We start from the raw sequence: 13,702 nt of genomic DNA on the forward strand, positions 1-13,702 counted from the left end.
GGGCCCTCGCCCTGGCGCGCAAGACGAGGCCTTTCCCATGAACTCTTCCATCACCGACGCAAACGTGGCGCGCCCCGAGGCGCGTCGCTGGATCGCCCTGGTCGTGCTGCTGACCGGGACGCTGCTGCCGCCCTTGGATTTCTTCATCGTCAATGTGGCGCTGCCGGCCATCCGCGAGGACCTACGGGCCGCGCCGGGCGTGTCGCAGCTGGTGGTGTCGGTGTACGCCACGGCCTATGCGGTCACGCTGGTGCTGGGCGGGCGGCTGGGCGACATCTGGGGGCGCAAGCGCACGTTCCTGGCGGGCATGGCCGGCTTTGGCGTGGCCTCTGCCCTGTGCGGCTTTGCGCCCTCGCCCGAGGTGCTGGTGGCGGGCAGGCTGCTGCAGGGCATCTCGGCCGCGGTGATGGCGCCGCAGTCGCTGGCCTTCATCCATGCGCTGTTCCGGGCGAGCGAGAAGAACCGCGCGCTCAGCTGGTACGGGGCCACGTTCGGGCTTGCCTCGGCCGCCGGCCAGCTGCTGGGCGGCCTGCTGGTGGCGGCCAGCCCGTGGGGCCTTGGCTGGCGGAGCGTCTTCCTGGTCAATCTGCCGGTCATCGCGGTCGCGATGCCCGCGGCGCTCGTGCTGCTGCCCGAGCGCAAGGCGGTGAACCCCGATCGCCTGGACATGGCCGGTGCGGCGCTGCTGGCGTTGGGGCTGCTGGCGCTGGTGGTGCCGCTGATCGAGGGACGCGAGCGCGGTTGGCCGGTGTGGAGCTTGGGCGTGCTGGCGCTGGCGCCGCTGCTGCTGTTCGCCTTCTGGCAGCACCAGAAGGGCCGGGAGCGCTCTGGCGCCTCGCTGCTGGTCTCGCCGGCGGCGCTCTCGTCGCGGGCGCTTCGCCGCACGCTGCTGGCGACGCTGTTCTTCTATGCGCTTGCGGCGTTCTTCCTGATTTTTGCGGTGTATCAGCAGGCGGGGCTGCATCACGGGCCGCTGGCTGCGGGCGTTGCGATTCTGCCGGTGGGGCTGGGACTGCTGCTGGGCGCGCTGAGTGGTCCACGCGTTGCGCGGCGGCTGCATGCGCGCACGGCCGCCTTCGCCATGAGTCTGGAAGCGGCAGGGCTGACGGTCGCGGCCGTGCTGGCGGCGTGCGCCGCGCCTGCGTGGCTGCCCCTTCCCCTGGCGCTGATCGGCATTGGGCAAGGGATCGCGCACCCGGCGCTGGTGCGGCTCAACGTGGACCAGGTGGAGGCGCAGTGGGCGGGGCTGGCGGCCGGCGTGGTCAGCGCGGTGCTGCAGATCAGCGCCGCGCTGTCGGTCGCTCTGGTGGGCGGCGTGTTCTTCTCGATGGTGCCTGACGGTGCGGGCGCAAACGTGGTCGCCGACGGGTTCGCCTTCGCATCGCTGCTCATCGCCGCTTCGCTGGCGATCGCCGCGGCCCTGAGCTGGCCGCGGCAGCACCGCGCTACCAAGGGCGCCCGCGTCGTGCGGGAAGGCCCGTGAGACCGTGTTCGGCCGCGCACCTGTGGGTTGAATGCGGGGCGCCCTTCCCGGGCTGCCCTGAGAAGCGTCTCCACGGGCAGGTGGAATACGCAGGCGCTTGAGGCGTCCTACCCCCGACCACGCGATTCAATCTTTCTCACGCACAAGGAACCGCCTCGATGGGCATCTCCCCGATTGGCTGGCTGCACACGCTCGGCAGCCTGCCCGCCATCCCCCTGGCCGCTTACATGCTTGCGAAGCACGGCCGCATCACGCCGGCCAGCAAGGCGGGCCGGGCCTACTTCTGGTTCATGCTGCTGGGCGTGCTGACGGTGTATCCCATTGCGCACCAGCCGGTCAGCAAGCTCGCCGCAACCGTGACCCTGGCGACCTTGCTGGTGGGCTACGGCATCGCCCTCGCCCGCCCCGCCGCGCGGTTCTGGACCTACGTGCAGACCATCGCACTCAGCCTGAGCGTGTTCCTGCTCATGGTGCCCACCGTCTCGGAAACCCTGCGACGCCTCCCGGTCAGCCACCCGCTGGCGCAGGACCCCAAAGCGCCCTTGCTGCTTGGCGTGCTCGGTGCGCTGTTGCTTGCGCTGGTGATTGGCGTTCCGCTGCAACTGCTGGCGCTGTATCGCCAGCACCGTCGGGCGCTGGCCGCGACGCCTTGATCCCTGCGTAGAACGTCATCCTGGCGCCTTGACTGGCGCAAGCACCCTGCCCCGCTCCGTCCGGCCGAAGGCGACTTTGGTGCTGCCGCTTACCACCTGGTGCTGCCAAAACGCAGGCAGGACGTGCTGTACTAGCGCGCCAGCCGCGTCAGCGACCTGCGCGGCGGACAGCCGGACGAAAAAGGGGATCGATGCAAGGAAGCGACAAGCCATCTGCAGGCTGGGGCGAACTCGTGGTCGTGATCGCGATCGCACTGGGACTGCCCATCTACTCGAGCTTCTCGGCCTTGCTGGCGCCTGCCGTCGAGCGGTCGTTCTCCGCGGCGAATCTGTGGGGCATGGTGTTCTACGAACTGGTGGTGCTGGCGCTGCTGATCCCCGTGCTGTGGTTCCGCGGATGGACGCCGCAAGCGCTGGGTCTGCAGTGGCAGGGGCGCGACATCTACCCGGCGATCGGCCTGCTGATGGCGTGCATCGTGGCCTGCTATCCGCTGAGGTGGCTGGGCGCAGGCATGGCCGAGGGGGTGAATCCTTCCCTGGAGGCGATGGTGGCCGGAAAGCTGACGCTGACCGCGGTGTTGGCGATCTCGCTGGTCAATCCGATCTTCGAAGAGGTGTTCGTCTGCGCCTATGTGATTCGGGTGCTGCAGCGACGCCACAGCCCGGCGTTCGCAGTGAACGTCAGCGTGGCGATCCGCGCCTCGTACCATCTGTATCAAGGCCCCATCGGCGCGATTTCGCTGGTCATCGTGGGGCTGATGCTCGGCTGGTGGTTCGCACGTACCGGCCGGCTCTGGCCCGCGATCATCGCGCACGGGCTGATAGACCTGCTGGCGCTGATGGCCTATGCCTGAAACCGGGGTCAGACCGCCGGAGTGCGTGCGGCGACCTATCGCCGCTTCGTGATGGACGCCATCGACCCCGACGAGACCGCCACGATCCGTCTTAACTGTTGCGCCAGCACGCGACCGGGAACGCGCGCTTCCGCACCGCCAACGAACGACAGCTCGGACGGCGCGCGGGGACCGCGGCGCGGATGGGAAGGCCGAAGGCCAAGGCTGAAACTGCACTTTAACCCCGCTTCGCCTTGTTACCGAAGCAACCGAGATAGAAGTCTCAGCACTGCGCTGAGAGCGGACGGTAATTTCTATCCCCTCCCCATGGAAGGAGTAAAGCATGAAGATCTTTTATGCATTGGGCTTGTTGGCAATTGCGTATTCAGTGCAAGCATCTGCCGCCGGACAACTCACCATCAGCCTGGATCAAGTTCCAGCTTCCCAGCGATCAGCACAGACGAACTCGAATTCCGGAGTATTGCGATTGGCTTTGGCCAATAGCGGCGACGAGACCATTCTCGTCGACCAGAAGGCGCTTCCGATCCCCTTATCGAATGGCCGCCTGATCAACGACGCACTGAGAATCGTTGATGACAGCGGGGTCGAAGCGAAATACAAGGGCATGTTTGTAAGCTTCGCTGATGAGAGTGCCAGCGAGAAAGAAATCAAGGCGGGGGACTCAATCAATTACCAGGTGGATCTGCCGTCCAACTACCATCTTGAGCCAGGCAAGCACTACACGGTCTCACTTCGATTTGGAGCGCATTACCGTCAGAAGGATGGACCTTCCGCATCAGCAAACAAGAGCCTGCACTCGTCAGAGGTCCTGGTTCGTCCCGTGGAGATCTGGATAGATCCGCGCAGTTCGTCCTCAACGCAAGGCGCCATTGATCATCCCAGGGCCACCGCGGCAGTGTGTACCGCAGCAGAGCAGAGTGCTTTCGCCAATGCAAAGTCGGTTGCGACGTCGACGGCACTCATGGGTGCTGCCGCGTTGTCCAACATGTACCACACGGTGAACGATGTCACGACGTTCCCTTATAACGCCAGGTACTGGAAGTGGTTTGGGGCACACGTGAGTCCCGTGCCTAACCCTGGCGATTCGAACGACAACTATGTCGATCAAGGCGTCATCACTGCTTGGTTCCGCATCTCTGATGACACTTCACAGGGGCCACGCCCAGCCGTGACGTTGGCTTGTGGAGATTGCCCGCAAGAGCTGATCGACCGCGGCGCAATTGCTTTTACCTACAAGCAAGAGCTTTACGTCATCCACACGTGCCCCGCTTTTTTTGATGACGGATCTGGCAATCCACAGGCCCTCTTCCCGGAAGGAAATCCCGACTATGTCTCGCTGGTGAAAACACTGCTCCACGAGGTGACGCACTTCGCCGACGAGCACTGGGACGGCACGATCGACGTGGCGATCAACGGCAACGACATCTACGATTACGGCGAGACGCAGTTTCTCTCCTCCTCGGATCGCACCAATGCAGTTCGCAACGCGAGCAACTACGGGTTCTACTTCATCAATTACGACGGCGATTGACCGGATCCAGCTGAGGCTAACCGTGTGGCACCAACGGCCGCCTCGCCTCGCACCCCTCTCCCGCGCTGACTGAGCGACGGGATCTTTCCCGGGGATTCGCCCTCCCTCCGAAACTACTCACGACGAGGCCTACGGGCTTCGCAGCGGTGCCTTGGAAGGTAGTGACCTCCGCAGGGGAAGAGATAAGAAAAGGGCGGCCAATGGCCGCCCTCTTCATACTCCGCCAATCTGACGCGGCATCACGCCCCGTCCGGATTCACCTTGTCCACATCGATCTTGTACTGCTTGATCGCGCGGGCCACGTCCTTGCCGGTCATCTTGCCGTCCTTCGCCAGCGCGGCGATGGCGGCGTGGGCGATGTAGTAGCGGTCCACTTCGAAGAAGCGGCGCAGGTTGGCGCGGGTGTCGCTGCGGCCGAAGCCGTCGGTGCCCAGCACGGTGTAGTTGGTGGTGGGCAGGAAGGCGCGGATCTGGTCGCTGTAGGCGCGCACGTAATCGGTGGCGGCGATGACCGGGCCCTGGCGGCCTTCCAGGCACTGGGTGACGTAGGGCTTGCGCTGCTCGCCTTCCGGATGCAGGCGGTTCCAGCGCTCGGCGGCGAAGCCGTCGCGGCGCAGCTCGTTGAAGCTGGGGCAGGACCAGATGTCGGCGGTCACGCCGAAGTCCTTGTCCAGCAGCTCGGCCGCGGCGATGGCCTCGCGCAGGATGGTGCCGCTGCCCAGCAGCTGCACGCGCAGCTCGCCCTTCTTGGGCTTGCCGGCGTCGGTGAGCAGGTACATGCCCTTGATGATGCCTTCCTCCGCACCCGCCGGCATTTCCGGATGGGTGTAGTTTTCGTTCATCAGGGTCAGGTAGTAGTACTCGTCCTTCTGCTCTTCCATCATCGACTTCATGCCGTGCTGGAGGATGACGGTGACTTCGTAGCCGAAGGTGGCGTCATAGCTGCGCACGTTGGGAATGGAGCCGGCGATGACCAGGCTGAAGCCGTCCTCGTGCTGCAGGCCTTCGCCGTTGAGCGTGGTGCGCCCGGCGGTGCCGCCCAGCAGGAAGCCGCGGGTGCGCATGTCGGCGGCCTGCCAGGCGATGTCGCCCACGCGCTGGAAGCCAAACATCGAGTAGTAGATGTAGAACGGCAGCATCGGCACGTTGGACACCGAGTAGCTGGTGCCGGCGGCCAGCCAGGACGAGATGGCGCCCGGCTCGCTGATGCCCTGCTGCAGCACCTGGCCGGACTGGTCCTCGCGGTAGTACATCAGCTGGTCGGCGTCGACCGGCTTGTACTTCTGGCCGAACGGGGCGTAGATGCCGATCTGGCGGAACATGCCCTCCATGCCGAAGGTGCGCGCCTCGTCGGCCACGATCGGCACGATGCGCGGGCCCAGCTCCTTGTCACGCAGGGCGATGTTGAGCGTCTGCACGAAGGCCATGGTGGTGGAGTACTTGCGCTCGCCGCTGTCCTTGAGCAGGCGCTCGTAGGTCGAAAGCGGCGGCACGGTGAAGGACTTGTCGGCCTTGCGGCGGCGTGCGGGCAGGTAGCCGCCCAGCGCGGCGCGGCGCTCCTTCATGTAGCGCACTTCCGGCGAGTCCGGGCCCGGGTTGTAGAAGGGCACCTGCTCGGCTTCGGCCAGCTGCTTGTCGCTCAGCGGGATGTTGAAGCGGTCGCGGAAGGTGCGCACCGCGTCGTCGTCGAGCTTCTTGGTCTGGTGGGTCGGGTTGAGCGACTCGCCCGCGCTGCCCATGCCATAGCCCTTGACCGTCTTGGCCAGGATCACGGTGGGCATGCCCTTGGTGTTCACGGCCGCGTGGTAGGCCGCGTAGACCTTGTGCGGGTCGTGGCCGCCGCGGTTGAGGCGCCAGATGTCGTCATCGGACAGGTTGGCGACCATGGCGGCGGTCTCCGGATACTTGCCGAAGAAGTTGGCGCGCGTGTAGGCGCCGCCGAAGGCCTTGCAGTTCTGGTACTCGCCGTCGACGGTTTCCATCATCAGCTTGCGCAGCACGCCGTCGGTGTCCCGCGCCAGGAGCGGATCCCAGTACGAGCCCCACAGCAGCTTGATCACGTTCCAGCCGCCGCCGCGGAACACGCCTTCCAGCTCCTGGATGATCTTGCCGTTGCCGCGCACCGGGCCGTCCAGGCGCTGCAGGTTGCAGTTGACCACGAAGATCAGGTTGTCCAGGCCCTCGCGGCCGGCCAGGGCGATGGCGCCCAGGGTTTCCGGCTCGTCGCTCTCGCCGTCGCCGATGAAGCACCACACCTTGCGGTCGGACTTCTCGATCAGGCCACGGTGCTCGAGGTATTTCATGAACTGCGCCTGGTAGATGGCGCTCAGCGGGCCCAGACCCATCGACACGGTCGGGGTCTGCCAGAAGTCGGGCATCAGCCAGGGGTGCGGATAGGACGAGATGCCCTTGCCTTCGCACTCCATGCGGAAGTTGTCCAGCTGGGTCTCGGTGATGCGGCCTTCCAGGAAGGCGCGGGCGTAGATGCCCGGGGCGCTGTGGCCCTGGATGTAGAGCAGGTCGCCGGGGTGGTTCTCCGACGGGGCGCGCCAGAAGTGGTTGAAGCCCACGTCATAGAGCGTGGCGGCCGAGGCGAAGGAGGCGATGTGGCCGCCCAGGTCGCCCGGCTTGCGGTTGGCGCGCACGACCATGGCCATGGCGTTCCAGCGGATGATCGAGCGGATCTTCCACTCCAGCGCGCTGTCGCCGGGGCTCTTGGCCTCCAGGTTGGGGGCGATGGTGTTGACGTACTCGGTGGTGGGCGAGAACGGCAGGTAGGCGCCGGAGCGGCGGGTCAGCTCGACCAGGTCCTCCAGCAGCTGGTGGGCGCGCAGCGGGCCTTCGGCGTCGATGACCGCCTTGAGCGACTGGATCCACTCCTGGGTCTCGGCCGGATCCGGATCGCTCTGCAGCATCTCGTTCAACCAATTCATTGCCATCTCCTCGCCTGTGCGCCGCGACGTGTTTGCGGCATCGGTGTCTGTCTGAGCCGGCGATTGTAAGCCAGGGCGCAAGGGCGCGTCGGTTCGACCTTGGAGGTAGAAGCTTGGAGACGGCGTTTCTGACGAGATTTCGTCTCAGCGGTGTCGGGAAGCTTGCAGTTGTGAGGATTTCGTATGACGAGGAAGTGTCAGATGTGGCGAGGGCGCCACAATTCGATATATCTTTTTCCGAAAATTAGATATATCTTTTTTTCGCCGCCGGAGTGGCGTGGCCTGTGGCCTCGCCCATGCCGGTGTCCAAACACCCGCGCCGTGCCCAGACCTTCGGTGCCGCGCTAGACCAGGAGGGATTGCCATGCATCCACGTTCACGCCATCACGGCCGCGTCCCCGACGAGGACGGGCTGGACCGCCACGCGCCGCGCGAGGGTCGCGGGCGGCGCGGTCGCGACGCCGCCGCCGACCGGTCCTATGCGAACGCCCCTGCCTCAGGGGCCGACGAGGCACGCCGCGAGCGCCATGAGCGCGGCGAGCGCCACGAGCGTCACGGCCGCCGTGGCGAGCGCGGCGACGGGCCGCGCAGCCCGCGCCGGCTGGCCCATGGCGACCTGCGCCTGCTGCTGCTCGGCCTGCTGGAGGCGCAGCCGCGCCACGGCTACGAGCTGATCCAGCTGATCGGCGAGATGTTCCTGGGCCAGTACGCGCCCTCTGCCGGCGCGGTCTACCCGGCGCTGGCCCAGCTGCAGGACGACGGTCTGGTGGTGAGCAGCGAGGACGGCGCGCGCCGCCTGCATGCGCTGACCGATGCCGGCCGCGCCTTCGCCCAGACCCATGCCGAGGCGCTGGACCACGCCCGCCTGCGCACCGAGCGCAGCGCGCGCTCGCTGGTGAAGGCCGGCCTGCCCGCGCCCGTGCGCGGCGGCATGAGCGGGATCAAGCGTGCCCTGCTCGCCCACCACGGTCACTGGACAGCGGAGTCGGGCGAGGCGATCGCACGGATCCTGCAGCAGGCCGCCGCGCAGATCGCGCAGGTGCCGCGTGGCGACTGACGCCTACCACGCGGCGCTGCAGTCCGCGGGCCTGCGCCTGACCGCGCCGCGCCGCGCGTTGCTGGAGCTGCTGGCCCAACAGCCGGTGGCCTGCGACGCCATGTCCCTGCACCAGCAGCTGCGCGGCCAGGGCCGCCGCGTGAGCCTGGGCACCGTGTATCGCCTGCTGCGGGTCCTGGAGGACCGGCAGCTGGCGATTGCCATCGCCAGCCCGCACGGCCGCACCTTGTGGCGCCTGTGCCAGCCCGCGCCTTCCGCGCCCCTCGATGCGGCGGCCACGAGCGTCTGGTTGCGCTCGCTCGCCGCCGAGCTGGGCTATCGCCTGGTGCCGTTGCACTGACCGCGCCGGGTTTACCTTTCTCTGGAGTGATTCACCATGTCCTTGCATGAAAGCCGCAGGATTCAACACCCGATCGTGTTCCGCCGCCTCGAAGTGACCGAGACGATCGACCTCACCCCGCACATGCGCCGCATCGTGGTCGGCGGGCGTGAGCTCGAAGGCTTCGTGAGCGCCTCGCCGGAGGACCACGTCAAGCTGTTCTTCCCCAACGCGGACGGCGAGTTCGTCACGCCCACGCCCGGCCCCAACGGCCCGGAGTTCCCGCCCGGCAAGACGCCCTCGCCGATGCGCGACTACACCCCGCGCCTGTACGACGCGCAGGCCGGCACGCTGGCGATCGATTTCGTGCTGCACGGCGACGGCCCGGCCAGCACCTGGGCCGCGCAGGCCAAGGTGGGCGATGCGCTGGCCATGGGCGGGCCGCGCGGCTCGTTCCTGGTGGCCGATGACTTCGATCACTACGTGCTGGTGGGCGATGAGACGGCGCTGCCGGCCATCGGCCGCTGGCTGAGCGAGATGCCGGCCGGCCGCAAGGCCACGGTGCTGATCGAGATCCCCGAAGACGCCGACCGCCAGGATCTGCCCACCCAGGCCGAGGCCACCGTGCACTGGCTACCGCGCAATGGCGTACCCGCCCAGCGCAGCGAACGGCTGGAGCAGGCGCTGGACGATGTGTCGCCCGCCGGCGATACGTTCTGGTGGATCGCCTGCGAATCGCGCCGCGCGCGGCTGATGCGCAAGTTCCTCGAAGGCCACCGCAACGTGCCCAAGACGTGGATCAAGTCCACCGGGTACTGGAAGCATGCGGATAGTGAGGATGATGAAGATTGAGCGGGTGGGAGTGCGTGGAGTGAGTGGGGGGAGTAAGTGTGAGTGGGTGAGGTAAGGGGGCAGGAGTAAGCGTGAGCCCGGTGCGTGGCCAGGTGAATGGAGAGGAGAAGCCTGGAAGCTCGTCGTGATGCATCCGAAGTCACGCCCCTCCCCTTTGCGCGCAGCGCAAGGGGGAGGCAGGGAGGGGGTGCTGTTGCTGTTGCTGTTGCTGTTGCTGTTGCTGTTGCTGCTGTTGTTGCGCTCGGGCGCTGCCGACGAAGAGTGGGGGCAACAGCAACAGCAAAAGCCAACCCCTCCCCAGCCCTCCCCTTCGCCTGCGGCGAAAGGGAGGGGGCGGAAGCCGGCGCTGATCCAGTTCGCTCTGACGCCGCCGAAGTGCCCCTCCCCTTTGCGCGTAGCGCAAGGGGGAGGTTGGGAGGGGGTGCTCTTGCTGTTGCTGTTGCTGATGCGCTCGGCCGCTGTCGACTCGAAGCAGGAGCAACGGCAAGAGCAAAAGCCAACCCCTCCCCGGCCCTCCCCTTCGCCTGCGGCGAAAGGGAGGGGGCAAGGGTGGGGTTTCGCTGCAGTGCGGATTGCAGGTGGGGCGCGTTTGACGCAGGATCGGGTCGATTTCAATCGATCTAAATTGCCATGCGCCCATCTGCCTCGCCTTCGTCGCTCGCGCTTCGCCGTGTGCCCGCTCACGCCAGACGCCACGGTCTGCTGACGCTCGCAGTCGCGGCGGCGCTGTGGCTTCCGGTCGGCGCGTCGGCGCAGTCGGGGTTCTCCACGTCGTTCGAGGAGGGCCAGCCGGCTCCGGTCGCGACGGCAGGCAACGGGACGCAGCTGCGGATCGGCAGCGGGCCGCAGACGCCGTACACCGCCAAGGCCAATGCGGGTTACAGCGGTGTCAGGGCGCTGGGCTATAGCGGCAGCGGCGGGCGCACGGCCCTGTTCAAGGTCGATACGGTCATCGGGGCGGACACCACGCTGTCGTGGCTGGTGCTGCCGGAGATCGTCGACGGCGACACGGTGGCCTCCACCTATGTCTCGCTGGATGCGGTGCTGGACGATGGCACGCGCGTGTCCGCCACGCCGGCGCGCGATCAGCATGGCTTCGCGCTGGGGGCCAAGGCGCAGGGCGAGTCGAAGTCGCTGTATCCGCAGCAGTGGGCGCGCAAGGCGGTGCGGCTGGGCGATGTGCCGGCGCTGCGCGGCAAGCGCGTGGTGGCGATCGAGCTGGAGCTGCAGCCTGGCGCCGGCAAGACCGCGCGCGGCTGGATCGACGATGTCGCGCTGGGCGAGCTTGCGCAACCCGAGCGCAGCGCGCCCACCGACTGGGTGCTGACCACGCGCGGCACGCAGGCTAACAGCACCTTCTCGCGCGGCAACAACTTCCCGGCCACCGCGGTGCCGCATGGCTTCAATTTCTGGACGCCGGTGACCGATGCCGGCTCGCTGTCCTGGCTCTACCACTGGAACGAGAAGAACGACGCGACCAACCGGCCGCGCCTGCAAGCGCTGGCGCTGAGCCACGAGCCCAGCCCGTGGATGGGCGACCGCCAGACCTTCCAGGTCATGCCGTCGCTGGAGCGCGGCGTGCCGGAGGCCGACCGCGCCAAGCGGGCGCTGGCCTTCTCCCACGACAACGAGCTGGCGCGCCCGCAGCAGTACCGGGTGCGTTTCGACAACGGCATCGTCGCCGCGCTGGCGCCGACCGATCATGCAGCGGTGTTCGAGTTCGACTTCCCCGAAGGCAGCGATGCCAACCTGCTGTTCGACAATGTCGATGCGCGCGCCGGGCTGACGCTGGACGCCAAGACGCAGACGCTGTCGGGCTATACCGATGTGCGCAGCGGCCTGTCCACCGGCGCCACGCGCATGTTCGTGTATGCGAGTTTTGATGCGCCTTGGCAGCGCAGTGGCCGCATCGAGACCGGCCGGCCCACCGGCTACATCAAGTTCGCCCAGGGCACGCGCAAGGTGAGCATGCGCATCGCCACCTCGCTGATCTCGCTCGACCAGGCCCGGCACAACCTGGCGCTGGAAGTGGGCGAGGACGACACCATGGCCAGCGTGGCCGCGCGCGCGCAGCAGCAGTGGGACGCGCTGCTGGGCAAGCTGCAGGTGGACGGGGCCAGCGAGGATCAGCGCACCACGCTGTATTCCAACCTGTATCGCCTGCACCTGTATCCCAACTCCGCCTTCGAGAACGTCGGCAGCCAGGCGCAGCCGCAGTGGCGCTACGCCAGCCAGAACAGCTGGTCGGACAAGGCCACCGAAGGCAGCGCGGTGCGCAGCTTCGCGCCGATCCGCGACGGCAAGGTCTACGTCAACAACGGGCTGTGGGACACCTTCCGCACGGCGTGGCCGGCCTATGGCCTGCTGGATGCGCCGCATGCCGGTGCGCTGATCGACGGCTTCCTGGAGCAGTACCGCGCCGGCGGCTGGGTGGCGCGCTGGTCCTCGCCGGGCTATGCCGACCTGATGGTGGGCACCAGCTCGGACGTGGCCTTCGCCGATGCGTACGCCAAGGGCATCGCGGGCTTCGACGCCGGGCTGGCCTACGAGGCGGCGCTGAAGAACGCCACGGTGGTCTCGCCGGACCGGCATGTCGGCCGCAAGGGCATGGCGCACTCGCTGTTCCGCGGCTACGCCGACACCGAGACGCACGAGGGCATGTCCTGGACGCTGGAAGGCACGCTCAACGACTTCGGCATCGCCACCATGGCCCAGGGCCTGTCCAGGACCGCGTCTTCGGCCAAGGACAGGCAGCGCTACGACGAGGAGGCCGAGTACTTCCGCTACCGCGCGGCCGAGTACGCCAATCTGTTCGATCGTCAGGTGGGCTTCTTCCAGGGCCGCAAGCCCGACGGTGACTGGCGCGTGGACGCGAAGGACTACGATCCGCGCGTGTGGGGCAACGACTACACCGAGTCCTCCGGCTGGACCTTCGCCTTCACCGCCGCGCACGACGGCAACGGCCTGGCCGCGCTGTACGGTGGACGCGAGGCGCTGGCGCGCAAGCTCGATCAGTACTTCGCCACGCCGGAGACGGCCGACCCGAAGTTCAGCGGCTCCTACCGCGGCGTGATCCACGAGATGACCGAAGCGCGCGATGTGCGCATGGGCATGTACGCGCACAGCAACCAGACCGCGCACCACATCGCCTGGATGTACCTCTACGCCGGCCAGCCGTGGAAGACGCAGGCGCTCACCCGCGAGATGCTGTCACGGCTGTACCTGGGCAGCGAGATCGGCCAGGGCTATCCGGGCGATGAGGACAACGGCGAGATGTCGGCGTGGTACGTGCTGGCCTCGATGGGCCTGTATCCGCTGCGCATGGGTTCGCCGGACTATGTGATCGGCTCGCCGCTGTTCAAGCAGTCCACGCTGGCGCTGCCGAGCGGGCGGGAGCTGATCGTGCGCGCGGCGAACAACTCACCCGAGAACGTCTACGTGCAGTCGCTCAAGGTCAACGGCAAGCCGTGGACCCGGACCTGGATCCCGCATGCGCTACTGGCGCAGGGCGCGACGCTGGACTTCGTGATGGGCCCGACGCCGTCCAAGTGGGGCAGCGCGCCGCAGGATGCACCGCCCTCGCTGACACCGGCCGGCCAGGCGCCGACCACGCTGGCCGACGTGATCGGCCGCGACGCGCACGTGACGGTGGCGGGCAAGGACGCGCCGGCCCTGGTCGACGACGATGGCAGCACGGTGATGGCCCTGCCCGGCGCGCAGACGCAGATCGACATCGCGTTGACCCAGCCCGCGCAGCCGAGCTTCTACACGCTCACCAGCGGCGGTCGCGCCATCGAGCACGCCAGGTGGACGCTGGAAGCGCGGCGCGGCAACGGCAACTGGCAGGCGATCGACACGCGCAGCGACGAGGCCTTCCCGTGGACGCTGCAGACCCGGCCCTTCCGCATCGCCAAGCCGGGCAGTTTCGACGCGTACCGCCTGCGCCTGGAGGCGCCGGGGCGCACCGAGCTGGCCGAGATCCAGCTGCTGGCCCCGCATGTGCCGGTGTCGTTGAAGTAG

9 protein-coding genes are annotated in these 13,702 nt (G+C 67.4%); 8 read left to right on the forward strand and 1 reads right to left on the reverse strand.

Annotated elements, in window-relative coordinates; all coding sequences use genetic code 11:
- The first annotated feature begins 37 nt into the window (after window positions 1-37).
- The 4 genes from WFQ05_RS04780 (at window position 38) to WFQ05_RS04795 (ending at window position 4,521) form a co-directional block, all read left to right on the forward strand.
- Window positions 38-1,483, forward strand: a complete 1,446-nt coding sequence (locus WFQ05_RS04780; protein WP_337052902.1) for an MFS transporter — start codon at window positions 38-40, stop codon at window positions 1,481-1,483.
- 158 nt (window positions 1,484-1,641) lie between these two features.
- Window positions 1,642-2,136: a hypothetical protein gene (locus tag WFQ05_RS04785; protein ID WP_337052903.1), complete on the forward strand. Its 495-nt coding sequence runs from the start codon at window positions 1,642-1,644 to the stop codon at window positions 2,134-2,136.
- Between the two features lie 191 nt (window positions 2,137-2,327).
- A complete protein-coding gene (locus WFQ05_RS04790) occupies window positions 2,328-2,990 on the forward strand; it encodes a type II CAAX endopeptidase family protein (RefSeq protein WP_337052904.1) in 663 nt (220 codons plus the stop codon).
- Window positions 2,991-3,312: 322 nt separating this feature from the next.
- Window positions 3,313-4,521, forward strand: a complete 1,209-nt coding sequence (locus WFQ05_RS04795; RefSeq protein WP_337052905.1) for a M35 family metallo-endopeptidase — start codon at window positions 3,313-3,315, stop codon at window positions 4,519-4,521.
- Between the two features lie 239 nt (window positions 4,522-4,760).
- On the opposite strand, the gene aceE is transcribed toward WFQ05_RS04795, so the two are convergent.
- Window positions 4,761-7,454, reverse strand: a complete 2,694-nt coding sequence (gene aceE / locus WFQ05_RS04800) for a pyruvate dehydrogenase (acetyl-transferring), homodimeric type (protein ID WP_130514939.1) — start codon at window positions 7,452-7,454, stop codon at window positions 4,761-4,763.
- 364 nt (window positions 7,455-7,818) lie between these two features.
- On the opposite strand from aceE, the gene WFQ05_RS04805 reads away from it, so the two are divergent.
- The 4 genes from WFQ05_RS04805 (at window position 7,819) to WFQ05_RS04820 (ending at window position 13,702) form a co-directional block, all read left to right on the forward strand.
- Window positions 7,819-8,511 carry a PadR family transcriptional regulator gene (locus WFQ05_RS04805; protein WP_337052906.1) on the forward strand — a complete coding sequence of 231 codons (693 nt, stop codon included), beginning with the start codon at window positions 7,819-7,821 and terminating at the stop codon, window positions 8,509-8,511.
- On the forward strand, window positions 8,501-8,851 hold the full coding sequence (locus tag WFQ05_RS04810; protein ID WP_337052907.1) for a transcriptional repressor: 351 nt from the start codon (window positions 8,501-8,503) through the stop codon (window positions 8,849-8,851). The genes WFQ05_RS04805 and WFQ05_RS04810 overlap by 11 nt, the downstream gene beginning before the upstream one ends.
- 36 nt (window positions 8,852-8,887) lie before the next feature.
- A complete protein-coding gene (locus tag WFQ05_RS04815) occupies window positions 8,888-9,682 on the forward strand; it encodes a siderophore-interacting protein (protein WP_337052908.1) in 795 nt (264 codons plus the stop codon).
- Between the two features lie 726 nt (window positions 9,683-10,408).
- Window positions 10,409-13,702: a GH92 family glycosyl hydrolase gene (locus tag WFQ05_RS04820; protein ID WP_337053250.1), complete on the forward strand. Its 3,294-nt coding sequence runs from the start codon at window positions 10,409-10,411 to the stop codon at window positions 13,700-13,702.

This window comes from Pseudoxanthomonas sp. USHLN014 (assembly GCF_037153335.1).
Lineage (GTDB): Bacteria > Pseudomonadota > Gammaproteobacteria > Xanthomonadales > Xanthomonadaceae > Pseudoxanthomonas_A > Pseudoxanthomonas_A winnipegensis.